Genomic DNA, 23,175 nt, shown 5'->3' on the forward strand with positions numbered 1-23,175 from the left:
GGGTTGACTCTGAAAGAGGAAAGCGTAATATACGCCACCTCGAGATAGCAAGCTACGGCGGCTAACTCACTGCTCTTTAACAATTTATCAGACAATCTGTGTGGGCACTCCACAAGACGATATCCAGAACCTTCGGGTTCGAAAAAATATCAAGTCTTGAAGAGTGACTACTGAAGTAAAATTCATTTAGTAACCTTTGAGCATCGCTTCACGAGTTGAAGCAAATCGAACTTTTAAATTGAAGAGTTTGATCATGGCTCAGATTGAACGCTGGCGGCAGGCCTAACACATGCAAGTCGAGCGGTAGCACAAGAGAGCTTGCTCTCTGGGTGACGAGCGGCGGACGGGTGAGTAATGTCTGGGAAACTGCCTGATGGAGGGGGATAACTACTGGAAACGGTAGCTAATACCGCATAACGTCTACGGACCAAAGTGGGGGACCTTCGGGCCTCACGCCATCAGATGTGCCCAGATGGGATTAGCTAGTAGGTGGGGTAATGGCTCACCTAGGCGACGATCCCTAGCTGGTCTGAGAGGATGACCAGCCACACTGGAACTGAGACACGGTCCAGACTCCTACGGGAGGCAGCAGTGGGGAATATTGCACAATGGGCGCAAGCCTGATGCAGCCATGCCGCGTGTGTGAAGAAGGCCTTAGGGTTGTAAAGCACTTTCAGCGAGGAGGAAGGGTAGTGTGTTAATAGCACATTGCATTGACGTTACTCGCAGAAGAAGCACCGGCTAACTCCGTGCCAGCAGCCGCGGTAATACGGAGGGTGCAAGCGTTAATCGGAATTACTGGGCGTAAAGCGCACGCAGGCGGTTTGTTAAGTCAGATGTGAAATCCCCGCGCTTAACGTGGGAACTGCATTTGAAACTGGCAAGCTAGAGTCTTGTAGAGGGGGGTAGAATTCCAGGTGTAGCGGTGAAATGCGTAGAGATCTGGAGGAATACCGGTGGCGAAGGCGGCCCCCTGGACAAAGACTGACGCTCAGGTGCGAAAGCGTGGGGAGCAAACAGGATTAGATACCCTGGTAGTCCACGCTGTAAACGATGTCGATTTGGAGGTTGTGCCCTTGAGGCGTGGCTTCCGGAGCTAACGCGTTAAATCGACCGCCTGGGGAGTACGGCCGCAAGGTTAAAACTCAAATGAATTGACGGGGGCCCGCACAAGCGGTGGAGCATGTGGTTTAATTCGATGCAACGCGAAGAACCTTACCTACTCTTGACATCCAGAGAATTCGCTAGAGATAGCTTAGTGCCTTCGGGAACTCTGAGACAGGTGCTGCATGGCTGTCGTCAGCTCGTGTTGTGAAATGTTGGGTTAAGTCCCGCAACGAGCGCAACCCTTATCCTTTGTTGCCAGCGATTCGGTCGGGAACTCAAAGGAGACTGCCGGTGATAAACCGGAGGAAGGTGGGGATGACGTCAAGTCATCATGGCCCTTACGAGTAGGGCTACACACGTGCTACAATGGCGTATACAAAGAGAAGCGAACTCGCGAGAGCAAGCGGACCTCATAAAGTACGTCGTAGTCCGGATTGGAGTCTGCAACTCGACTCCATGAAGTCGGAATCGCTAGTAATCGTAGATCAGAATGCTACGGTGAATACGTTCCCGGGCCTTGTACACACCGCCCGTCACACCATGGGAGTGGGTTGCAAAAGAAGTAGGTAGCTTAACCTTCGGGAGGGCGCTTACCACTTTGTGATTCATGACTGGGGTGAAGTCGTAACAAGGTAACCGTAGGGGAACCTGCGGTTGGATCACCTCCTTACCTAATGATATTGATTCGCGTGGCGTGCTCACACAGATTGTCTGATGAAAAAGTAACGAGCAGAAATACCTTTATAGGCTTGTAGCTCAGGTGGTTAGAGCGCACCCCTGATAAGGGTGAGGTCGGTGGTTCAAGTCCACTCAGGCCTACCACTTCTTCCCTATGCTGCGTTATGCGCGCGGTCGTTTACCCAGGTAAACTTCCCTTCCGCATGCCTTGCCTAGAAAAGAAGTTGTACTATCAAAGGTCTCTGTAAGTGACTGTATGGGGCTATAGCTCAGCTGGGAGAGCGCCTGCCTTGCACGCAGGAGGTCAGCGGTTCGATCCCGCTTAGCTCCACCATATAGTCCTGTATTTCAATACTTCAGAGTGTACTGGCAACAGTATGCTGCGAAGTATTTTGCTCTTTAACAATCTGGAACAAGCTGAAAATTGAAACATGACAGCTGAAACTTATCCCTCCGTAGAAGTATTGGGATAAGGATTAACCTGTCATAGAGTCTCTCAAATGTAGCAATGCGAACGATGGAAACATCTTCGGGTTGTGAGGTTAAGTGACTAAGCGTACACGGTGGATGCCTAGGCAGTCAGAGGCGATGAAGGGCGTGCTAATCTGCGAAAAGTGTCGGTAAGGTGATATGAACCGTTATAACCGGCAATACCCGAATGGGGAAACCCAGTGTGTTTCGACACACTATCGTATGGTGAATACATAGCCATACGAGGCGAACCGGGGGAACTGAAACATCTAAGTACCCCGAGGAAAAGAAATCAACCGAGATTCCCCCAGTAGCGGCGAGCGAACGGGGAACAGCCCAGAACCTGAATCAGTTTGTGTGTTAGTGGAAGCGTCTGGAAAGTCGCACAGTAAAGGGTGATAGTCCCGTACACTAAAATGCACATTCTGTGAGTTCGATGAGTAGGGCGGGACACGTGACATCCTGTCTGAATATGGGGGGACCATCCTCCAAGGCTAAATACTCCTGACTGACCGATAGTGAACCAGTACCGTGAGGGAAAGGCGAAAAGAACCCCGGCGAGGGGAGTGAAATAGAACCTGAAACCGTGTACGTACAAGCAGTGGGAGCACCTTCGTGGTGTGACTGCGTACCTTTTGTATAATGGGTCAGCGACTTATATTTTGTAGCAAGGTTAACCGTATAGGGGAGCCGTAGGGAAACCGAGTCTTAACTGGGCGAATAGTTGCAAGGTATAGACCCGAAACCCGGTGATCTAGCCATGGGCAGGTTGAAGGTTGGGTAACACTAACTGGAGGACCGAACCGACTAATGTTGAAAAATTAGCGGATGACTTGTGGCTGGGGGTGAAAGGCCAATCAAACCGGGAGATAGCTGGTTCTCCCCGAAAGCTATTTAGGTAGCGCCTCGTGAACTCATCTTCGGGGGTAGAGCACTGTTTCGGCTAGGGGGCCATCCCGGCTTACCAAACCGATGCAAACTCCGAATACCGAAGAATGTTATCACGGGAGACACACGGCGGGTGCTAACGTCCGTCGTGAAGAGGGAAACAACCCAGACCGCCAGCTAAGGTCCCAAAGTCATGGTTAAGTGGGAAACGATGTGGGAAGGCATAGACAGCCAGGATGTTGGCTTAGAAGCAGCCATCATTTAAAGAAAGCGTAATAGCTCACTGGTCGAGTCGGCCTGCGCGGAAGATGTAACGGGGCTAAACCATGCACCGAAGCTGCGGCAGCGACGCTTAGCGTTGTTGGGTAGGGGAGCGTTCTGTAAGCCGTTGAAGGTGGCCTGTGAGGGTTGCTGGAGGTATCAGAAGTGCGAATGCTGACATAAGTAACGATAAAGCGGGTGAAAAACCCGCTCGCCGGAAGACCAAGGGTTCCTGTCCAACGTTAATCGGGGCAGGGTGAGTCGACCCCTAAGGCGAGGCCGAAAGGCGTAGTCGATGGGAAACAGGTTAATATTCCTGTACTCGGTGTTACTGCGAAGGGGGGACGGAGAAGGCTAGGCTAGCCGGGCGACGGTTGTCCCGGTTTAAGCGTGTAGGGGGAGAGAATTGGTAAATCCGTTCTCTTATTCAACCCTGAGGCGTGATGACGATGCACTACGGTGCAGAAGTAGTTGATGCCAAGCTTCCAGGAAAAGCCTCTAAGCATCAGGTAACACAGAATCGTACCCCAAACCGACACAGGTGGTCAGGTAGAGAATACCCAGGCGCTTGAGAGAACTCGGGTGAAGGAACTAGGCAAAATGGTGCCGTAACTTCGGGAGAAGGCACGCTGGCGCGTAGGTGAAGAGACTTGCTCTCGGAGCTGAAGCCAGTCGCAGATACCAGCTGGCTGCAACTGTTTAATAAAAACACAGCACTGTGCAAACACGAAAGTGGACGTATACGGTGTGACGCCTGCCCGGTGCTGGAAGGTTAATTGATGGGGTCAGCCGCAAGGCGAAGCTCTTGATCGAAGCCCCAGTAAACGGCGGCCGTAACTATAACGGTCCTAAGGTAGCGAAATTCCTTGTCGGGTAAGTTCCGACCTGCACGAATGGCGTAATGATGGCCAGGCTGTCTCCACCCGAGACTCAGTGAAATTGAACTCGCTGTGAAGATGCAGTGTACCCGCGGCAAGACGGAAAGACCCCGTGAACCTTTACTATAGCTTGACACTGAACATTGAGCCTTGATGTGTAGGATAGGTGGGAGGCTTTGAAGCGTGGACGCCAGTCTGCGTGGAGCCAACCTTGAAATACCACCCTTTAATGTTTGATGTTCTAACTCGGCCCCGTAATCCGGGGTGAGGACAGTGTCTGGTGGGTAGTTTGACTGGGGCGGTCTCCTCCCAAAGAGTAACGGAGGAGCACGAAGGTTAGCTAATCACGGTCGGACATCGTGAGGTTAGTGCAAAGGCATAAGCTAGCTTGACTGCGAGAGTGACGGCTCGAGCAGGTACGAAAGTAGGTCTTAGTGATCCGGTGGTTCTGAATGGAAGGGCCATCGCTCAACGGATAAAAGGTACTCCGGGGATAACAGGCTGATACCGCCCAAGAGTTCATATCGACGGCGGTGTTTGGCACCTCGATGTCGGCTCATCACATCCTGGGGCTGAAGTAGGTCCCAAGGGTATGGCTGTTCGCCATTTAAAGTGGTACGCGAGCTGGGTTTAGAACGTCGTGAGACAGTTCGGTCCCTATCTGCCGTGGGCGTTGGAAGATTGAGAGGGGTTGCTCCTAGTACGAGAGGACCGGAGTGAACGCACCACTGGTGTTCGGGTTGTCATGCCAATGGCACTGCCCGGTAGCTAAGTGCGGAAAAGATAAGCGCTGAAAGCATCTAAGCGCGAAACTTGCCTCGAGATGAGTCTTCCCTGGGCCTTTAAGGCCCCTGAAGGAACGTTTAAGACTAAGACGTTGATAGGCTGGGTGTGTAAGTGCAGCGATGCATTGAGCTAACCAGTACTAATGATCCGTGAGGCTTAACCTTACAACACCGAAGGTGTTTTGATTTGAGAGATTTTCAGCGAAGTTCCGAGATTGGTTTCGATGGCGACACGAGAGTGAAGCGGTTGGAATGAAACAGAATTTGCCTGGCGGCAATAGCGCGGTGGTCCCACCTGACCCCATGCCGAACTCAGAAGTGAAACGCCGTAGCGCCGATGGTAGTGTGGGGTCTCCCCATGCGAGAGTAGGACACTGCCAGGCATCAAACAAAGTCGAAAGCCTCATGCGAAAGCATGGGGCTTTTTGCTATGCAAAAAACCGTCTGTAATCTCCTCTTATTTTCATTTCACTATCTAATATTCATCACAAAAACTGCGCTTTGCTTCCCGTTTCACCAGATATCCTTCGCCTGCTATCAGGTTTAATTGTTAACTTAAACATAACAACAAAGTAATAATTAAACGGCAGGACGCCGACTTCACTATTTATCTGGCTCGGAGAAGACAATATGACAGAAACAACCTCGGCTATTGAGGATGGGGATGCCGCCGATTTGGCTGCTCAGGATAAAAAACAGCGTATTTTCGCTATCGTTGGCGCTTCATCGGGAAACCTGGTGGAGTGGTTCGATTTTTACGTTTACTCATTCTGCTCGATCTATTTCGCCGCCTCGTTCTTTCCCGCCGGGAACAGCACAACCCAACTGTTGCAGACCGCAGGCGTCTTTGCCGCGGGCTTTTTTATGCGCCCGATTGGCGGTTGGCTGTTCGGTTATATTGCTGATAAACACGGTCGTAAAAATTCGATGCTGATTTCGGTCTGCATGATGTGCGCCGGATCGCTGGTGATCGCCTGTTTGCCGACCTACGATTCGATCGGCAGTTGGGCACCGGTGCTGTTGTTGGTTGCTCGGTTGTTCCAGGGCCTGTCCGTTGGCGGTGAATACGGTACCAGCGCTACCTACATGAGTGAGGTGGCGATCAAGGGAAGGCGCGGGTTCTATGCTTCTTTCCAATATGTGACGCTGATTGGTGGCCAATTGTTAGCGCTATTGGTTCTGGTCGCGTTGCAGCAAATCCTTTCTACAGAAGAGCTAAAAGCCTGGGGTTGGCGTATTCCATTTGCGCTGGGTGCAGTGTTGGCGGTAGTTGCGCTGTACCTGCGACGTTCGCTGAATGAAACGTCCGATGCGAAAACCCGAAACCATAGAGATGCCGGTTCGCTGAAAGGTCTGTGGAAAAACCGCAAGGCGTTTTTGATGGTGCTGGGTTTTACCGCGGGCGGTTCATTGAGTTTCTATACCTTCACCACCTATATGCAAAAATACCTGGTGAATACCTCTGGTATGGATGCCAAGCTGGCCAGCGGTATCATGACCGGCGCATTGTTCATTTACATGCTGTTGCAACCCTTGGTCGGCGCGTTCTCGGACAAAATTGGCCGTCGTAGTTCAATGTTGGTCTTCGCTTCGTTTGCCACGCTGATGACGGTGCCTATTCTGATGACGCTGAAAAACGTCTCCAACCCTTATGCAGCATTTGGATTGATAGTTCTGGCGCTGTTTATCATCAGTTTTTACACGTCGATCAGTGGGTTGTTGAAGGCTGAAATGTTCCCGCCGGAAGTTCGTGCGCTGGGTGTCGGGTTATCTTATGCGGTGGCTAACGCGATGTTTGGCGGTTCTGCGGAGTATGTTGCCCTGTCGCTGAAGTCGTTCGGCGTGGAGAACGCTTTCTTCTGGTATGTTTCCGGCATGTGTCTGCTGGCCCTGATCGTTTCGCTCAAGTTGCATCGCAAGGGGAAAGAGGTTCAGCTGTAAATCAGAGAGTGGCGTGGTACAGACTATAGCCGGTCGCTGCTCCTGCCACGTCCCAGGCAAAATCTTTCCAGCTCCAGCCGGTGCCGCCTTCGCGGCTGTCATACAGCTCTTTGGCGGCGCCGAGCCCAATGGAGAACATCAGGCCGAAGCTGCGGCTTCTGGCTTCACTCCAGTTTTGGCGATCGCCATAAGCGGTACCGGCGGCAGCGAAGGCCGCTGAGGCGACGAAATGCTGCGCCTTGTCTTTACCTGTCCAACTGTCGTTTGCCAGATGAGTGCAACCGCTGGTGAACAGCAAGAAGGGCGGGACAAGCAAGAGACGGAATGGGCGCATAATGAAAACATCCTGTTGTCATGGCGTATAAAAAACCCCAGCCTTGGGCCGGGGTGGGGATAGCTCAATTATAGCGGGATTACAGTATACGGCTAATCAACCGGTCAATACGGATACGGCGTAGACGACGGATCAGCTTGCGCACTTTGACCGGATACTGCTGAATAGTTTGTAATTCAAGGTAGTTGCCTACCACGGTGGTATGGGTGCGGATACACTCCAGCTCTTTGTGGCGTTGTTCGCGCATCTCCTGTTTCGGATCGTGGATCAGAATGGCGTTCTCCAGATCCAACCGCCAGGCGCGCGGGTTGAGGTTGTTACCTGTGATCAACTGCCACTCGTCATCTACCCACATGCCTTTCAGGTGATAGCTGTTATCGCCGTCTTTCCACAGGCGCACGATCAACTGGCCGGTATCGATATAACGTTGCAGCCGGCTGAGAAAGCGGCGCAGGTTAATTTCGTACAGATAGGGCAGCGCACCGATAATTTTGAACGGCTGATCTTCAGGAATGTAGAAGTCGTTGGCGGTCTTGTCGCCGACGATAATTTCCACCTGCTTACCCTGGCGCAGCAGATAAATGATATTGCGTACCAGCAGAGCCGGCAGGTTGAAATAGGGGGTACACAGCGTCAGCTTCTGATCGGCGCAGGACATCAGGTGATGAATGGTTTTATTCAGCACGCTTTGTTTACCCAACCCAACCAGCGGGGTTACCGCCAGCTCATCGTTGCCCGCGTTGTTACGGAACTGATAACCGGCACGGCGCAGGGCAAAGCGAAACAGGCGAGTTTCGTTTTTGATCTCCGGGCTTTTCGGACGATCGTCACGATCCAAACGCTGTACGGCCCCTGCGGCCAACAGGTGCTGTTTGATGTAATCGATCAGGGTATCGGCCAGGGCGCCGTTAGTGATCAACTGGTAACGATCGTAACGGTATTTCTCGTGCTGATGCAGGTAAACGTCATTGATACTGGCACCGCTGTAAATAACGGTATTATCGATAACAAACCCTTTCAGGTGCAGTACTCCCAAGGCTTCTCGGGTATTTACCGGCACGCCGTAGACCGGAACTTGCAGCCCCGGATGCTGGTCTGCCATCGAGCAGTACCAATCGGCATTGGTATTGGCGGCTGCGGCGCCAATGCGCCCACGCTGTGCGCGATGCCAGTCGACCAAGATGCAAATCTCCAGTTCCGGACGCCGTTGCTTTGCCTGATAAAGCGCATTGAGAATGTCGCGGCCGGCGTCGTCATGCTCCAGATACAGAGCGACCAGATAGATGCGATGGGTGGCGTTAGCGATCAATTCCAGCAGTGCAGTACGGTAATCGGACGGTGTGTACAAGGTACGTACATCAGCTACCGTCTGGGGGAGTTTTGGTAGTTGTGCAAGGTGTTGTTGATGTTTGCTACGTTTAAATTTTGACAACATCACAGTGCGCTTCTTCTCTCATGATTAGATGGCCGGAACGCCAAATACGATAAAACGATAAAACGAATAATCGGGCGATAATACCACTAGTTGCCCCGATTGTGCGTATGTTTTGGCGTTAAGTGGTGGATTCGTAGCGCATTGCGACATAGGTCACTGCGCGTCGCCAGCCTGCAGCGGCAGGGTCAAATTGACGATCCCGTCCTCAAGTTGCACATCAATGCCAAAGCCCAGCCGTTGTGCCAGCGCAATCATACCGCGGTTATTCGGCATGGTGATGCCGGTCAGGCGGGTCAGTCCGTGAGCACGGGCATAGGCGATCATCTTTTCCAACAGTTGGCGGCCGAGGCCCAGCCCTTTCAGATCAGAGCGTACCAGCACGGCGAATTCCGCATCGGTATTGTCCGGATCGGAAAGCGCACGCGTTACGCCGATGATTTGCTCATCGCGCACGGCGACAAAAGCCATTTCACGATCGTAGTCGATTTGCGTCATGTTAGCCAAATCGTCGTGGGTAAACTCGTTGATCTCACTGAAATAGCGGTAGTAGAGATCTTCCTTGGTCACGCGATCGATAAAATGCTTCAGCGCCGGCTCGTCCTCCGGCAGAATTGGCCGGAACAGGCACTGAGAACCATCTTTCAAGCGGATAGTTTCTTCCAGTTCATGCGGATAAGGGCGGATCGCCAGCCGCGCCTGCGGGTCGCCTTCGAAAGGCGCAATTTGCATGGAGACGTCCAGCAGCGTGAATTCGCTGCCGGAGGCCAGCACCGGGTGGATGTCCAGCCGGGTGATTTCAGGGCAATCGAGGATCAGGTTAGATACCTGCACCAGCAGGCGGCTCAGCCCGGGAATATCCAGCGGCCGCAGTGCGCTGCGCCCACGGATTTTTCCGCCTTTAACCGCCTGCAGCACCAAATAACGCGCCAGCGCCATATTCAGCGGCGGCAAGGCTACGGCGACCTGGTTTTCCTGCCGCCATTCGATACCCCCTTCGCCCAGCATGATCAGCGGGCCAAAGATAGCGTCCTGCTCTACGGCAATACGCAGTTCCTGCGCTCCGGCACGGTTGGCCATGCTTTGCACCAGCAGGCCGTGAATGCGGGCCTGCGGATAGGTGCGTTTTACGCGATCGAGAATAGCGTCCGCCGCGCGCTGGACCTCGGTGGCGGTACGCAGGTAGAGCATAACGCCCTGAACCTCTGATTTATGAGGAATATCCGGCGAGCGCAGCTTCAGCGCCACCGGGTAACCGATTTGTTCGGCGATGTGCACCGCTTCGGTACTGTCTTCGGCAATCCAGGTGGGCAGGGTGGTCAGATCATAGGCCTGCAGAATGGATTGCACTTCGTGGGTATCGAGCTGTGTAGCGCCTTCAGTCAATGCCTGATGGATGAGCCTATGCGCATCGGCGGTGTTGGCCGTAAGGCCGACCGGGAGCGCCGGGGTCTCTTTCAACTGCTTCTGGTTGCGGCGATATTCCACCATATGCATAAAGGCGGTCACCGCACCTTCCGGGGTACGGTAGGTGGGGATACCGGCCTCGGTAAACAATCGCCGGGCTTCTTGCGAAGAGTATTCGCCGCACCAGTTGGTGAGCAGCGTGATGCGTTTACCGCGCGGGTGTTGGCGTACGGTATCGATAATGCGTTCAGCGGTGACGGTGCCTGGGGCCGCCGCGCTTGGGGCGTGGATCAGCAACAGAGCATCGTAGTCGTGGCTGTCGAGCAGCGTCTTGACCGCCGCCAGATAGCGTTGCGGCGTGGCGTCATCCCGCAGATCTATGGGGTTGCCGGCGCGAATGGACTCCGGCAAAGCCTCGCCGAGCTGCGACAGGCTCTCTTCCCCCAACTGCGCCAGCTTGCCGTTGCGGCCTAGCAGTTCGTCCAACGCCATCGCCGCCGGTGCCGCGCCGTTGCTGACGATCATCAGCCGCTCACCGCGCAGCGGATGCATATGGCTCAGGGTTTCCACCGCGGAGAACAGTTCGTGGGTGTCCTGAACGCGCAATAACCCCGCACGCTGAATGGCGGCATCATAGGCCGCGTCCAGGCCTTGCTGGCTGTTGAGCAACAGTTGCGCCTGTTGGCTGCGGCCGCTTTTGATCACCAGTATCGGCTTATTGCGCGAGGCGCTGCGCGAGGCAGACAAAAAGCGGCGTGCGTCGCTGATGTTTTCCAGGTACAGCAAGATGGCGCTGGTTTTGCTGTCGCGTGCCAGAAAATCCAGCAGGTCGTCGACGTCAATATCCAGGCTGTCGCCCAGCGCGATAAAATAGGAAAACCCGACCTCGCGCTGTTGCGCCCAGTCGAGAATGGTATTGGCGACGGCGGCAGACTGCGAAATAAACGCCAGTTTGCCCTTGAGGATCGGTACCGGTGAGAAACTGGCGTTGAGACCTTGCCAGGGGGCCAGCAGGCCCAGGCTATTCGGCCCAAGCAGGCGTATCGAGTAACGCTGCGCGCAGGCTTTCAACTCGGCGAACTGTTCCGGTGGGGAGGAGAGCACAATGGCGGTTTTACAGCCGCGTTTGCCCAGGGCCTCAATCAATGCCAGGTTGCGCTGCGCGTGGGTACAGAGTATCGCCAGATCGGGCGTAAGCGGCAGGCTGGCGACGTCAGGGTAGGCCATCACGCCGCACACGGCCTTATAACGCGGCGTGACCGGCATTACCGGCCCGCTGAAGCCACCGGCCAACAGGTTGCTCATCATCAGGTTACCGGCGCGGCCGGGCTGTTGTGAAGCGCCGAGAACGGCAATCGATTTAGGACGTAAAAGCGCTTCTAACCCTCGCTGGCTCATGTACGGCTCCTTTATGTCCTTCAAAATAACAGAGGCGTTGGCTGCCGTCGCTTACCTGGGCTGCTTTGTAAACCAAACGTCCTGGGGCATGTTCAGTTGTCAGCGACCTGCATTTCGAATTATTGGCTATAGCTAGGTTACTGCCTGATTCTAGACGTTTTGAGACGGCTTTGCTGTGACCGGTGCCTCCGGGCGCGTAGGTTTCCCTGCCAGATACTGTTGGCGGAAATAGCGAAAATGCTCGGCCAGCCCCTCTGCAGCGGCTGCATCACCGGCCTGTTGCAACAGCGCTGTCGCGACTTCTGCTGTGCAGTGTTGCTCGGTGCGGCTGGCTTCGCGCAGTTGGTAGTTCGACGCGGCGGTCACGTTGAGTGAGAACACCGGGAACTGATTGAGATACGGGCTTTTACGGAACATTTTGCTTGCCTCGGTCCAGGTACCGTCCAGCATAATAAACAGCGGCGGTTTGCCACCGGCAGGCAGCTCGCTGAACACCGGCCGTTCAGGTGCGGCATAAGACGCGGGAAACACCACATAAGGCTGGCGTTCGGGATCGTTAATTGCCGTCAATAGCGCTGGGTCAACCTCGGTGCGCGACCAAAGGTACGCCTGCGTGTCTGGCAGTATATCGGCGATCAGGCGGCCAGTATTGCTTGGCTTCAACGGCTCTGCACCAAACATGATCAGGCAGAAACGGCTGGTGGCGGGCTGTGGCTGGATAGTGTCGCACAGGCAGTTTTTTTGCGGCAGCAGGCAACCCTGACAACGCGATATGCGGTTGCCGCGCGCCAGAAAGGGGCGAGTAGAGCGTTCCAGGCGAAACTGGCGCAGGCGAAGTACGGCGTTGTCGGTCATAAGTATTCCGGCGAAAACCGCCATTGTAACGCAGAAAAAAGCCCGACGGGAGCGTTCGGGCTGGATTGCGTCACGGCGATGTCATCCACAATGGGCAACACCGCCTATACTTTCTGCGTTAAACTAGTTCATTGAGCCAGTTATCGAACGGCGTTTTCGGCATCGCGCCGTTGAGCATGTCGACCATTTTGCCCTCACGGAACAGCATGATGGTCGGAATGCTGCGGATACGGAAGCGGGCGCTCAGTTCCGGTTCGGCTTCGGTGTTCACCTTCACGAAGCGTACTTTGCCGGCGCGCTCTTCGGCAACGTCTTCGAAGACGGGCGCAAAGTTGACGCAGGGGCCGCACCACGGCGCCCAGAAATCGACCACTACCGGCAAGTCATCCTGCAGCAGTTGGTCCAGCGTGGCTGCAGTGGCATTGATCACCTCGCCGTCAAATAACGGGTGGCCGCAGCGGCCGCATTTCGCGCCGTCCGACACGCGTTCTTCAGGTACGCGGTTGGTGGCATTGCAAACTGCACAGACTGTATTCATGTTTACCTCGGAGACTGAGAAAGCATTCTCTACGCCGCAGTCAGGTTGCGGAGTTGTTTCTTTAATGCTGGTTATTATCGGTAAAAACGGGGCATTGAACAAAGAGGTTTGTTCGATGGATACGATAGTTGCTAGCTTTTAGCGCAAGTAGGTGGCTTAGCACCCCAACATCAGGTAATCTTCGCGCCCTGCGCGTTGGTGGAGAAGACAATGAACGATTCATTTAGTGGCAAGAACGGTAAAGTTAAAGTGATGTACGTCCGTAGTGACGACGACAGCAGCGACGACCGTAACAAGAATAAACGTCCGGCAGGCAAAGGCCGTCCGGCTGACGGTGCGCGCTCGGGCCGTACCGGTCAGGACAAGCCGCGTGGCAATAATGATCGCCGTGGCTCCGATTCTCGCCGCAGTGAAAGCGATCGTCCTCGCCGTCCGGCGCATACTGAAGACCGTGGCGGTTATGATTCGCCGTGGAAAACCGTGTCACGCGCCCCGGAAGAAGAGCCGGCGTTCGATCACGGCGGCATCAGTGGCAAAAGCTTTATCGATCCAGAGCAGTTGCGCCGTCAACGTGCGGAAGAAACCCGTGTCTACGGTGAGAATGCCTGTCAGGCGCTGTTCGCCAGCCGCCCGGACGCCATTGTCCGCGCCTGGTTCGTGCAGTCCGTTACGCCGCGTTTCCGCGAAGCGCTGCGCTGGATGGCGGCTAACCGCAAAGCCTACCACGTGGTGGATGAAGAAGAGCTGGCGAAAGCGTCCGGCACCGAACACCACGGCGGCGTATGTTTCCTGATCAAGAAGCGTCAGGGTCTGGATGCGCAAACCTATTTGAAAGAAGCCCCGGCGAAAGATTGCGTGCTGGCGCTGGAAGAAGTGGGCAACCCGCACAATCTGGGCGCTATCGTCCGTTCTTGCGCCCACTTTGGCGTGAACGGCGTGCTGTTGCAGGATCCGGCGGTGCTGGAATCCGGTGCGGCGGTGCGTACTGCTGAAGGCGGCGCGGAGCACATCAAGGCGATTAACGCCGATGACTTCCTGTCGGTGCTGGATACCTTCCGCAAAGCGGGTTACACCATCGTCACCACCTCAAGCCACAAAGGCACGCCGTTGGCGCAAGCCAAACTGCCGGCCAAAATGGTGCTGGTGCTGGGCCAGGAACGTGATGGTCTGAGCGACAGCGCATGGCAGCAGGGGGATATGAGCGTGTCTATCGGCGGTACCGGCAAGGTGGAAAGCCTGAACGTATCGGTCGCGACCGGCATTCTGCTGGCCGACTGGTGGCGTCAAAACCAGGCCTAATATACCCGTCGCCTTTCAAGCCGCAGCGTTGTTACCTGCACTAACTCACCCCGGTTACTTACTAGAGCAAGCGCCTGGGGATGAGTGAGTTGGTCGCCTGGCTGCAACTTGAAATTCATAGGGTATACATAATAGGTTATAAAAAAACGGGCGCCCTAGGGCGCCCGTTTTGTTTTCTACGGCCTAGTGAGCGCCGCCACCCCCGCCGCCGGAGCTGAATGGCGGTTTCGCCACCCAGACCAACGCCAGCAGGATCAGGAACACCCCCGCCGCCAGCCAGAAGATCTCGTTGGCAGAGATAATCAGCCCCTGCGCGGTGATCTCGTTGGCAATATAGGCCGAGGCCTGCTGTTTGCTCATGCCAACCTGTTCCAACTGCCGGTACATCTCCTGCGACTGCGGGTTATAAGGATTTACAAACTCCGCCAGCTGCGAGTGGTGCTGCGATTCGCGCTGGGTCCACAGCGTAGTGGTAATCGAGGTGCCGATTGAACCTGCCAGCGTACGGGTAAAGTTCGACAGGCTCGATGCCGCCGCCATGCGCTCCGGCGGCAGGCCGGACAGCGTAATGGTGATCAGTGGCATAAAGAAGCAGGCAATGGCGAAGCCCTGGATAAACTGCGGCCAGGCCGAAGCGCCAAAATCCATTCCCGGTTCAAACGTATAGGCGCGCCAATAGAAGCACACGGCATACATCACGAAGCTGAAGGTCACCAGTCGCCGCATATCCAGCCGGTTGCCGAATTTACCGATAATCGGTGACAGCAACACAGGTAACAGCCCGATAGGTGCCGAAGCCAGGCCGGCCCAGGTGGCGGTATAGCCATAGACCTCCTGCAACAGCTGCGGCAACAGCACGATAGAGCCGAAGTACAGCATATAGGCCAGGCTGATGCACAGACAGCCGATGGTAAAGTTGCGCGATTTGAAGAGCGATAAATCCACCACCGGGTGGTCATCCGTCAGCTCCCATATCACCAGGAACACCAGCGCCACTACGGCGATCACCGTCAGGACGATAATCTCCGTCGAGTTGAACCAGTCCAGCTCTTTACCCTGATCGAGCATCACCTGCAGCGAACCAATGCCGACAATCAGCAGCACCAGACCGACGGTGTCGATCGGTTTGATCTCGGTTTGGGTTTCTCTGCCTTTCAGCGTCGCCATCGCCACCAGGATCACGAACAGGCCAATCGGGATATTGATGAAGAAGATCCAGCCCCAGTGATAGTTATCGCTGATATACCCGCCGAGGATCGGCCCGAAGATCGGCGCCACGATCACCGTCATTGACCAAAGCGCCAGAGCCATCGATCGTTTGGCGGGCGGATAGTTGTTCAGCAACAGGCTTTGCGACAGCGGGATCAACGGCCCCGCCACCAACCCCTGGATCACGCGGAAGAAGATCAGCATGCCCAGGCTGTTGGAAATGCCGCACAGCCAGGAGGCGAGGGCGAACAGCGCCGTGGACCAAAGGAACAGGCGCACTTCACCGATGCGCTTGGCCAACCAGCCGGTGATCGGAATGGAGATGGCATTCGCCACCCCAAACGAGGTGATCACCCAAGTCCCCTGCGAGTTGGAGGACCCGAGGTTACCGGCGATGGTCGGGATCGCCACGTTGGCGATGGTCGAGTCCAGTACCTGCATGAAGGTCGCCATGGCGAGCGCGACCGTCATCCAGGCTAACTGTGCGCCTTCAAGCGGTTTCTGTGCCAAGGTAGCCTCCCGCGCGCTTAGCCGGCATTCGCATGGATCACGTCGGCGATCATTTGATCAACCGGCGCCAGATTCAACGCCAGTGCGTCGGTCTGGTACAGCGGTTTGTCTCGCACCACGTCAGACAGCATGCGGCCATCCAGATTACTGGTGTCCACTTTCACCAGCGTCGACAGGCCAATGCGCAGCGGATGATCGGCGATTTGCTTGGCATCCAGCTCGATACGTACCGGCAGACGCTGAACCACTTTGATCCAGTTACCGGTGGCGTTCTGCGCAGGCAGCAGCGAGAAGGCGCTGCCGGTGCCCATATCGATGCCGACGACTTTGCCGCTGTACACCACGTCATCACCGTAAACGTCGCTGACTACGCTTGCCGATTGGCCGATGCGCATATTGGCGATCTGGGTTTCTTTGAAGTTGGCGTCGACCCAGATATGCTCGGCAGGGACCACCGCCATCAGCGGGGAACCGGCGGCGATTTGCGCGCCAACCTGTACGCTGCGGCGGGAAACATAGCCGGTGATTGGGCTGATGATTTTAGTCCGTTGCAACGCCAGCCAGGCATCGCGCATCTGCGCGGCGGACTGCTGAATTGCCGGTTGTTTCTCCAGCGGGGTATCCAGCACCATCGCCTGATTGGCGTTATATTGCTGTACCGCCACTTCCAGCGCCGCTTTGGCGCTGTCGACGGCATCACGCGCGTGTTGCAGTTCTTCGCGCCCGATAGCGTCAACGCTGCCCAACACCACGCGGCGTTTGAGGTCGTTCTCCGCCTTGCTCAGGTCAGATTTGCGCAGGGCAATATTGGCCTGATACTGCTTGCTGTTGATAATCAGCTGGTGGGTCTGACGCACGCTGTTGGCCAAGCTGGTCTTGGCGCGTTCCAACGCCTGTTCGGCATCGGTCGGATCGAGCGTCAGCAGGACATCACCTTGTCTGACATAGTCGGTGTTATCGAAATTGACGCTGTTTACGCTGCCGTTAACCTGCGCCATGATCTGCACCTGGTTGCCGGATACATAGGCATCATCGGTTTCCTGATGATGACGCAGCACCAGGAACCAATACACTAAATAGGCCACCCCAATAACAATGAAAATAACCGTCAGCAACAGCAGCCAAAACTTGCGCTGCTTCTTTTTGCCGTTCGGCTGCTGCGGGTTTTGAGTCTCCGCGCTTACACTCATGGCGTTCTCCAAGCTCTCTTTATCCTTCATATTTGCAGCTGTATCGGTGTTGGCTTCATTCGCTCACCCGAATCACTTACATGAGTAAGCTCATCGGGATTCGTTCCCTTGCCGCTTTGATACAGCTCCAACTATTTTGGGTAGATTTTATTATGCTTTTGAATCCGCTACGGCCGGGGCTTGATAGCCACCGCCCAGTGCGCGGATCAGTCCTATCTTCGCCTGCAACAAATTGCTGCTGGCTGTCAGTTCCGCCTGTTGCTGCTGCAAGAGCTGCGTCTGGCTGGTCAACAGTTCGTCGCGCCCGATAATCCCTGCCTGGTATCGGGCGTTTGCGACTTGGTACACCTGCTGCATCGATTGGGACGCGGATGCCGCCTGCAGCTGCTGTTGCGCAGTACTTTGCTGGACGGTGATGGCATCGGCGGTTTCCTGCACGGCATTCAGGATGGTTTGGTTATAGGACTCCACGGCTTCGTCATACAGTGCGGATTCCTCACCCAGCTTGCTGCGCAGCGCACCGGCGTGGAAGATCGGCAGCGAAATCGCCGGCATCACGTTCCAGGCCTGGCTGGCCGCTTCAAACAGATTCGGGCTGGTGCCGGAGGTATTGGTGGTGGTCAGACCGGCAAAGGCCGAAATGGTCAGGCTGGGGTAAAATTCTTTACGCGCGGCGCTGACGCGCTGGCTGTAGGATTCCACCAATTGGCGCTGGGCGGCGATATCCGGGCGTTTACCCAGCAGATCGGCGGTCAGTTCGCCTTTTGGCGCCATCAGCGTATTGGCGGGCAGTGCCACCGGACGCAGGTTTTGCATGGCGCTCGGGCCTTGGCCGGCGAGGGCCGCCAACTGGTGTTTCAACTGTTCAATTTGCGACTGCAACTGCAGGATCTGTTGCTTGGCGCTGTCGGCCTGCGCCTGGGTTTGTTGCGGAACATCAATACCGGTGATGCCGGCTTTATATTGCCGCTGGCGTAGTTCGGTCAGGCGTTGGTTGTTGTCCACTTCCTGTTGCAGCAGTTTTTCCTGTGCGAAATTGCTCTGCAACAGGTAATAGGAGGAGGCCACCGAACTGGTCAGCGTCAGTGCGGCCTGTTCTTGCTCGGCACGGGCCGAATCGACCTGGGCCTTGGCGGCGTTGACCTGGTTGCGGTACTTGCCCCACCAGTCGAATTCATAGGCCAGGTTCAGCCCCAGCGAGTTGGAGCTTTCATAGATTGGCTTATGCGGATACCCCAACCCCATATTGACGTTTTGCGGGACTTTCTGGCGGTTGGTGCTGGCGTTCAGATCCAGGTTCGGGCCGTTGGCGGCATTAGCCTGGCCCATGACGCTTTGCGCTTCACGCACGCGGGCCGCGGCCTGGCGCAGCGTCGGCGAGCTTTGCAGCGTTCGGGTCATCAGGGCATCGAGCTGTGGATCGTTAAGCGCACGCCACCACTGCGGGCTGACGTTCAGCGAGCTGACTTTCGGCTGCGACAGCTGCAGGCTCTGCGGGTCCATCAGCGTGGATTGCGGGGCAATATTATCGGTGGATGCACACCCGGCCAGCAGTAATACCGCGAACAGTGGGGTGAACCTCCAGTTAAATGGGGATCGCATAAGTAAGTACCTGAACAGAAATTGTGAATTAGGATAACTGTTCTGTGATTTCCATTTGATCCAGACGTGCCAATAGTTTGCGCGTCAGCTTTTCAAGCTGTTGCTGTTCATCATTGTCCAGCGTGGACCATAGGAAATGCAGACATTTGTGCTGCGGTGGCAGCAGTTGACTGAGAAACTCTTCGCCCTGCGGCGTCATATGCAGATGCAGACAACGGCGGTCATGGTCGCTTTCCCGGCGCTCAATCCAGCCGCGTTTTTCCAGCTCATCGGCAATGCGCGTAGCATTGGTGCGCGAAGAACCCAGAGCAGAGCTTAGCTCAGAAGGCTGAATGCTGTGATTTTCCTGCGCATCCAGGGTAATCAGCGCCATAAACAATGTTTCGTTAATCCCTTGTGCCTTGAGCATTTTATTGCGATTTTCCAGCAGCTTACCTTGCATGTGCATGCACAGCCGGGTCAGCAAGATTTCCTGATAAGGGAAATCCTTCTGACGTTTTGCGCGAAAATTAAGCATTTGTTCAATGGGAGTAAACGAGCTTTCCATAATTTAGGGCCTCATTAATTTCGTTCGAGATAGTAACGATAGTGATTAATAATGTAAATGTTCGACAGAGTGAATAATTTAGCTATTCGTGTCATTTGTCAGTTTTATGTAAACGACTCACGCCTGAAAAAAAGCTTCAGTGTGATCGGACGCACAAAATCACCGGTTATTCCGCCTGAGAATCATAAGTAATTTTAATGGGATACCAAAGCTCTCCGCGCCGATCGGCGGAGAAAAAATGATGTTTTTGCTGCGATAAAAGCATAGACCCTGCGCGATAAAATCGGCCAGCGTCGGCCGCCGTTTGCCCGGCAGGGGCATGACTCGCGCGGTGGAGGATAGCTGCAGGGCGGAAACTCGCAGCCGCATGCCGGCGTTCCGGCCGCAGGCAAAGGCCACCGACATGGAGCCGATGATGGCGGCTAAACTGTCGACGATGCCGTTGAAGAAGGTAGAACTGGCGGCAGGGGAATTGACGTTTTCTGCAGTTTGGCTAGGCATTTTTGTTCTGATCGCAGGGTATATAGGACATCAATAGTTTATGTCCAGAACATTACCAGAGAGTGAGTAACGTTTATACCCTGCGGCGCTAATAAATTCCCAATATGATTATTTGCGTGCTAATCAGATTGTTGCCGGTCCCTGCGGGTCGTGATGTTTGCCGCGCCACCAGACCAGCAGATTCAGAACGCACAAAACGCCTCCCGTGGCGGCGACGCCCGACCACCCTGCGTGCTGATAGGCCGAAGCGGACAGCAGCGAGCCGAGCGCGCCGCCGATAAAATAGCTGGTCATATAGCCGGCGGTCAGGCGATTACGCGCTTCCGGCATAATGCGGTATATCACGCTCTGGTTGGTGACGTGCACGGCTTGCACCGCCAGATCGAGGATCAGAATACCGGCAATCAGTGCCCACAGCGATTGTGTCGCGAAAGCGATGGGGATCCACGACAGCAGCAACAACAGCAGGCCCAGCGTCGTGGTCAACCCGGCCTTGCCCTTGTCCGCCAGATGCCCGGCACGGGAGGCGGCCAGCGCACCGGCGGCACCCACCAGGCCAAACAGGCCGATCACCCCTTCGGAATAACCAAACGGCGGCGCTGCCAGCAGGAAGGCCATCGAGGTCCACAGCACGCTGAAGTTGGCGAACGACAGCGCGCCAATCGCGGCGCGGGTGCGCAGCAGCGGCGTGCCGTAAAACAGGGTAAAGATCGATTTCAGCAACTGGGGGTAATTCAGACCCGAATGCAGTTTGTAACGCGGCAGCGCACGCCACAGGGTCAGTGCCATCAGGATCATCAGTCCGCTGGCCATCCAGTAAATGGTGCGCCAGCCGCCGATAGACGCCAGCGCCCCGGCCACGGTGCGTGCCAGCAGGATGCCGAGCAGCAGGCCGCTCATGATGATGCCGACGGTTTTGCCGCGTTTTTCCGGATGCGCCAGGGTGGCGGCCAGCGGCACCAGGATTTGCGCCACCACCGAGAACAACCCGGTCAGCGCGGTACCGAGGATCATCATCGGCAAGGTGGTTGAACTGGCGGTGATCAACATACCGCCTGCTGCCAGCAGCGTCATGAAGACGATTAATCCGCGCCGTTCAAACATATCGCCGAGCGGGACCAACAGCAGCAGGCCAACGGCGTAACCCAACTGCGCGGCGGTGACGATAAAACCGGCCTGATTGACCGACAACGCAAAGTTCTTGGCAATGGTTTCCAGCAGCGGCTGCGCATAATAATTGCTGGCGACGGCCAGGCCGGTGGCGATAGCGATCAGGACAATCAGCGCCGGGCTCAGGCCCGGATGGGGATTTTGTTGATTCATGAGGGCTTAGTTACAAGAAGAAGTGATGCGAAGTATCGGGCAGGAAAGCATATGAAACCAATGTATAATTTTCATTTTATTAATCTCATTTTGCGATAGATACCATGAACCTGAAACAGATCCGCTTTGCACTGGCGGTAGCCGAAGAGCAGAGCTTTACCCGTGCGGCGCAACGTTGCCACACGGTGCAGTCGGCCCTCAGCCATCAAATTGCCAAACTGGAGGAAGAGCTGGGCTGCGCATTGTTTGAACGCACCTCGCGGCGGGTCAGGCTGACCAGCGCCGGGCAGGCGTTTATTCTGCCTGCGCAGCGGCTGCTGGCGGCCAAACAATCGCTGGTGGAAGAAGTGGTGGCGGCCAACGGGACGATTTCCGGCACCTTGACCATCGGCACCATCTCCACCATAAACGCGATTGATCTGACCGAAAAACTGAGCAAGTTTCATCGCCGCTATCCGGCGGTTAACATCAGGCTGTATGTGGGCATGAGTGAGGAACTGCTCGAGGATGTCCGCCAACAGAAGACCGATGTGGCGTTTGTCGGGATCTGGCCGGGGGATATCGATATGCTGCCGGTATCCCATCGTCAGTTGACCGATGAACCTCTGGTGGCGCTGGTGGCGGCGCAACATCCTTTGGCCAGCCGCCAGCGGGTCAATCTGCAAACCCTGTCGGAAGTGCCGCTGGTGGATTTTTACAGCGGTACCGGCGCCCGGCGCCAGACCGACCGCGCGTTTCAGGCTGCGGGCATCAAGCGGCATATCAGTTTTGAAATCGATCATATCGAATGGCTGGAAAATCTGGTGCAGCGGGGGTTGGCGGCGGGCATTGTGCCGATCTCGACGGCGCAGCGCCTGAACTCGCTGGTGTCGATCCCGATTGAAGATGGCCCGCGGCGGCAGGTGTATTGCGTATGGCCGCAGCAACTGTCGAGGACCGCCGAACGCTTTTTGCAGTTCAGCGGGATTGAACTGACGCAATAGGGGGCGCAGTAGCCTGCGCCCCGCAGAGGGGTTATTTCTTCGCGGCTTCCGCGGCGGTTTTCACCCAACCGTCGAAGGTCGCCTGGTGCGCCTTGATCCAGCCGTTAACATGGTTCTGGATATCGGCGTCGGACGCCTGGCCTTCATGCATACGCAGATTCTGCGCATTCACGTCGGCAATCGGCAGCTTCATAATGGCGAACAGCTTGGCCGCCGCCGGGTTGGCTTCTGCCCATTTTTTGTTGGCGGCGATGCGCATGGTGTTCACCGGGAAACCATAGTTGGCACCGTTCGGCAGCTTGGTATCGACATTTTTCTGCTCGCCCGGCAGGGAAGAGAACGGCACTTGCAGCCAAACCACGTCACGCCCCGGCACCAACACGTCGCTTACCCAGTACGGTGTCCAGGTGTAGTAGAGTATCGGTTTGCCTTCTTTGTAGCGGGTAATGGTGTCGGCGATCATCGCCGCGTAGTTGCCCTGGTTGTGCTCGACGGTTTTGCTCAGGCCATAAGCCTCGATATGGTGGTTAATCACCGCCTCGCAACCCCAGCCCGGCGTACAGCCGGTCAGATCCGCCTTGCCGTCGCCGTTGGTGTCAAACAACTTGGCGATCTTCGGATCTTTGAGCTGTTCAACGTTGGTAATGTGGTATTTATCGGCGGTTTTCTTGTCGATCAGGTAACCCTGCGCCGCGCCGTTGACGTATACCCCTTCACGATAGAACTTGGCGTCGCCGCCTGCGGCCTTGTACTGATCGGCATGCAGCGGATCCCAGTTCACCGCCAGGAAGGTGGCGTCGCCGGAGGCAATAGAGGTGTAGGCGACGTTATAATCCACTTCGCGGGTGTCTTTGACGTCATAACCGAGCTTTTCCAGCGCCTTGCTGACCAGTTGCGTCTGGAAGGTTTCTTCAGAAATGGTGCTCTGTACCGGCTGTACCGTGATGCCTTTTCCCGGTAAGTCAGCGGCGAAAACCGCCTGCGAGCCAATCAGTGTCGTAAGGGCTACCGCCCAGATTCCTGTCGTGCGCATAGTGA

General features: G+C 55.6%; 15 protein-coding genes, 2 tRNA genes and 3 rRNA genes. 8 read left to right on the top strand and 12 right to left on the bottom strand.

What is annotated here, in order from left to right; genetic code table 11:
• Positions 1-235: 235 nt before the first annotated feature.
• From JK621_RS21445 to JK621_RS21470, 6 genes are all read left to right on the top strand, one after another.
• Positions 236-1,777: ribosomal RNA gene (locus JK621_RS21445) — 16S ribosomal RNA — on the top strand.
• Between the two features lie 75 nt (positions 1,778-1,852).
• Positions 1,853-1,929: transfer RNA gene (locus tag JK621_RS21450), tRNA-Ile, on the top strand.
• A gap of 114 nt (positions 1,930-2,043) precedes the next feature.
• Positions 2,044-2,119, top strand: a tRNA-Ala gene (locus JK621_RS21455).
• A 206-nt stretch (positions 2,120-2,325) separates the two neighbouring features.
• A 23S ribosomal RNA gene (locus JK621_RS21460) occupies positions 2,326-5,233 on the top strand.
• A gap of 102 nt (positions 5,234-5,335) precedes the next feature.
• Positions 5,336-5,451: ribosomal RNA gene (rrf, locus tag JK621_RS21465) — 5S ribosomal RNA — on the top strand.
• Together the 16S, 23S and 5S rRNA genes with 2 tRNA genes alongside form the textbook arrangement of a ribosomal RNA operon.
• A gap of 247 nt (positions 5,452-5,698) precedes the next feature.
• Positions 5,699-7,009: an MFS family transporter gene (locus JK621_RS21470; protein WP_249337104.1), complete on the top strand. Its 1,311-nt coding sequence runs from the start codon at positions 5,699-5,701 to the stop codon at positions 7,007-7,009.
• A gap of 1 nt (position 7,010) precedes the next feature.
• On the opposite strand, the gene JK621_RS21475 is transcribed toward JK621_RS21470, so the two are convergent.
• The 5 genes from JK621_RS21475 to trxC form a co-directional block, all read right to left on the bottom strand.
• Positions 7,011-7,343, bottom strand: coding sequence for a YfiM family lipoprotein (locus tag JK621_RS21475; RefSeq protein WP_212557557.1), 333 nt, complete (start codon positions 7,341-7,343; stop codon positions 7,011-7,013).
• 79 nt (positions 7,344-7,422) lie between these two features.
• Positions 7,423-8,778 carry a CDP-diacylglycerol--serine O-phosphatidyltransferase gene (gene pssA, locus JK621_RS21480; protein WP_212557558.1) on the bottom strand — a complete coding sequence of 452 codons (1,356 nt, stop codon included), beginning with the start codon at positions 8,776-8,778 and terminating at the stop codon, positions 7,423-7,425.
• A gap of 153 nt (positions 8,779-8,931) precedes the next feature.
• On the bottom strand, positions 8,932-11,580 hold the full coding sequence (locus JK621_RS21485; RefSeq protein ID WP_212557559.1) for a bifunctional acetate--CoA ligase family protein/GNAT family N-acetyltransferase: 2,649 nt from the start codon (positions 11,578-11,580) through the stop codon (positions 8,932-8,934).
• A gap of 150 nt (positions 11,581-11,730) precedes the next feature.
• Positions 11,731-12,435: a tRNA-uridine aminocarboxypropyltransferase gene (locus tag JK621_RS21490; protein WP_212557560.1), complete on the bottom strand. Its 705-nt coding sequence runs from the start codon at positions 12,433-12,435 to the stop codon at positions 11,731-11,733.
• A gap of 118 nt (positions 12,436-12,553) precedes the next feature.
• A complete protein-coding gene (trxC, locus tag JK621_RS21495) occupies positions 12,554-12,973 on the bottom strand; it encodes a thioredoxin TrxC (RefSeq protein ID WP_212557561.1) in 420 nt (139 codons plus the stop codon).
• A gap of 210 nt (positions 12,974-13,183) precedes the next feature.
• On the opposite strand from trxC, the gene JK621_RS21500 reads away from it, so the two are divergent.
• A complete protein-coding gene (locus JK621_RS21500; protein ID WP_006318608.1) occupies positions 13,184-14,272 on the top strand; it encodes a tRNA/rRNA methyltransferase in 1,089 nt (362 codons plus the stop codon).
• A 183-nt stretch (positions 14,273-14,455) separates the two neighbouring features.
• On the opposite strand, the gene emrB is transcribed toward JK621_RS21500, so the two are convergent.
• The 6 genes from emrB to JK621_RS21530 all read right to left on the bottom strand — a co-directional run bounded on the left by emrB (position 14,456) and on the right by JK621_RS21530 (position 21,154).
• Positions 14,456-15,991 (bottom strand): multidrug efflux MFS transporter permease subunit EmrB, encoded by a 1,536-nt coding sequence (emrB, locus tag JK621_RS21505; RefSeq protein ID WP_212557562.1) that lies wholly within the window; start codon positions 15,989-15,991, stop codon positions 14,456-14,458.
• A 17-nt stretch (positions 15,992-16,008) separates the two neighbouring features.
• The gene (emrA, locus tag JK621_RS21510) at positions 16,009-17,181 is read right to left on the bottom strand and encodes a multidrug efflux MFS transporter periplasmic adaptor subunit EmrA (protein WP_212557563.1); all 1,173 of its coding nucleotides are present in this window, start codon (positions 17,179-17,181) and stop codon (positions 16,009-16,011) included.
• 150 nt (positions 17,182-17,331) lie between these two features.
• Positions 17,332-18,783 (bottom strand): efflux transporter outer membrane subunit, encoded by a 1,452-nt coding sequence (locus JK621_RS21515; protein WP_212557564.1) that lies wholly within the window; start codon positions 18,781-18,783, stop codon positions 17,332-17,334.
• A gap of 28 nt (positions 18,784-18,811) precedes the next feature.
• Positions 18,812-19,330: a transcriptional repressor MprA gene (gene mprA / locus JK621_RS21520; protein ID WP_004953780.1), complete on the bottom strand. Its 519-nt coding sequence runs from the start codon at positions 19,328-19,330 to the stop codon at positions 18,812-18,814.
• Positions 19,331-19,489: 159 nt separating this feature from the next.
• A complete protein-coding gene (locus tag JK621_RS21525) occupies positions 19,490-19,831 on the bottom strand; it encodes a hypothetical protein (RefSeq protein ID WP_212557565.1) in 342 nt (113 codons plus the stop codon).
• Positions 19,832-19,954: 123 nt separating this feature from the next.
• The gene (locus tag JK621_RS21530) at positions 19,955-21,154 is read right to left on the bottom strand and encodes an MFS transporter (RefSeq protein ID WP_212557566.1); all 1,200 of its coding nucleotides are present in this window, start codon (positions 21,152-21,154) and stop codon (positions 19,955-19,957) included.
• A gap of 104 nt (positions 21,155-21,258) precedes the next feature.
• Here JK621_RS21530 and JK621_RS21535 point away from each other — a divergent pair, with 104 nt between their 5' ends.
• Positions 21,259-22,137: a LysR family transcriptional regulator gene (locus tag JK621_RS21535; protein ID WP_212557567.1), complete on the top strand. Its 879-nt coding sequence runs from the start codon at positions 21,259-21,261 to the stop codon at positions 22,135-22,137.
• Positions 22,138-22,168: 31 nt separating this feature from the next.
• Here the strand turns inward: JK621_RS21535 and proX are convergent, their stop codons facing one another.
• Positions 22,169-23,170: a glycine betaine/L-proline ABC transporter substrate-binding protein ProX gene (gene proX / locus JK621_RS21540; RefSeq protein WP_212557568.1), complete on the bottom strand. Its 1,002-nt coding sequence runs from the start codon at positions 23,168-23,170 to the stop codon at positions 22,169-22,171.
• Positions 23,171-23,175 lie beyond the last annotated feature (5 nt).

Origin of the sequence: Serratia plymuthica, from assembly GCF_018336935.1 — a bacterium.
GTDB classification, from domain to species: Bacteria; Pseudomonadota; Gammaproteobacteria; order Enterobacterales; family Enterobacteriaceae; genus Serratia; species Serratia plymuthica_B.

What these genes read in the sequence shown, in the direction of transcription:
- JK621_RS21515 (WP_212557564.1), bottom strand. Translation starts at nt 18,783, where the DNA reads ATGCGATCCCCATTTAACTGGAGGTTCACCCCACTGTTCGCGGTATTA.
- pssA (WP_212557558.1), bottom strand. Translation starts at nt 8,778, where the DNA reads ATGTTGTCAAAATTTAAACGTAGCAAACATCAACAACACCTTGCACAA.
- trxC (WP_212557561.1), bottom strand. Translation starts at nt 12,973, where the DNA reads ATGAATACAGTCTGTGCAGTTTGCAATGCCACCAACCGCGTACCTGAA.
- JK621_RS21535 (WP_212557567.1), top strand. Translation starts at nt 21,259, where the DNA reads ATGAACCTGAAACAGATCCGCTTTGCACTGGCGGTAGCCGAAGAGCAG.
- JK621_RS21470 (WP_249337104.1), top strand. Translation starts at nt 5,699, where the DNA reads ATGACAGAAACAACCTCGGCTATTGAGGATGGGGATGCCGCCGATTTG.
- JK621_RS21475 (WP_212557557.1), bottom strand. Translation starts at nt 7,343, where the DNA reads ATGCGCCCATTCCGTCTCTTGCTTGTCCCGCCCTTCTTGCTGTTCACC.
- JK621_RS21500 (WP_006318608.1), top strand. Translation starts at nt 13,184, where the DNA reads ATGAACGATTCATTTAGTGGCAAGAACGGTAAAGTTAAAGTGATGTAC.
- proX (WP_212557568.1), bottom strand. Translation starts at nt 23,170, where the DNA reads ATGCGCACGACAGGAATCTGGGCGGTAGCCCTTACGACACTGATTGGC.
- JK621_RS21525 (WP_212557565.1), bottom strand. Translation starts at nt 19,831, where the DNA reads ATGCCTAGCCAAACTGCAGAAAACGTCAATTCCCCTGCCGCCAGTTCT.
- mprA (WP_004953780.1), bottom strand. Translation starts at nt 19,330, where the DNA reads ATGGAAAGCTCGTTTACTCCCATTGAACAAATGCTTAATTTTCGCGCA.
- JK621_RS21490 (WP_212557560.1), bottom strand. Translation starts at nt 12,435, where the DNA reads ATGACCGACAACGCCGTACTTCGCCTGCGCCAGTTTCGCCTGGAACGC.
- JK621_RS21485 (WP_212557559.1), bottom strand. Translation starts at nt 11,580, where the DNA reads ATGAGCCAGCGAGGGTTAGAAGCGCTTTTACGTCCTAAATCGATTGCC.
- emrA (WP_212557563.1), bottom strand. Translation starts at nt 17,181, where the DNA reads ATGAGTGTAAGCGCGGAGACTCAAAACCCGCAGCAGCCGAACGGCAAA.
- JK621_RS21530 (WP_212557566.1), bottom strand. Translation starts at nt 21,154, where the DNA reads ATGAATCAACAAAATCCCCATCCGGGCCTGAGCCCGGCGCTGATTGTC.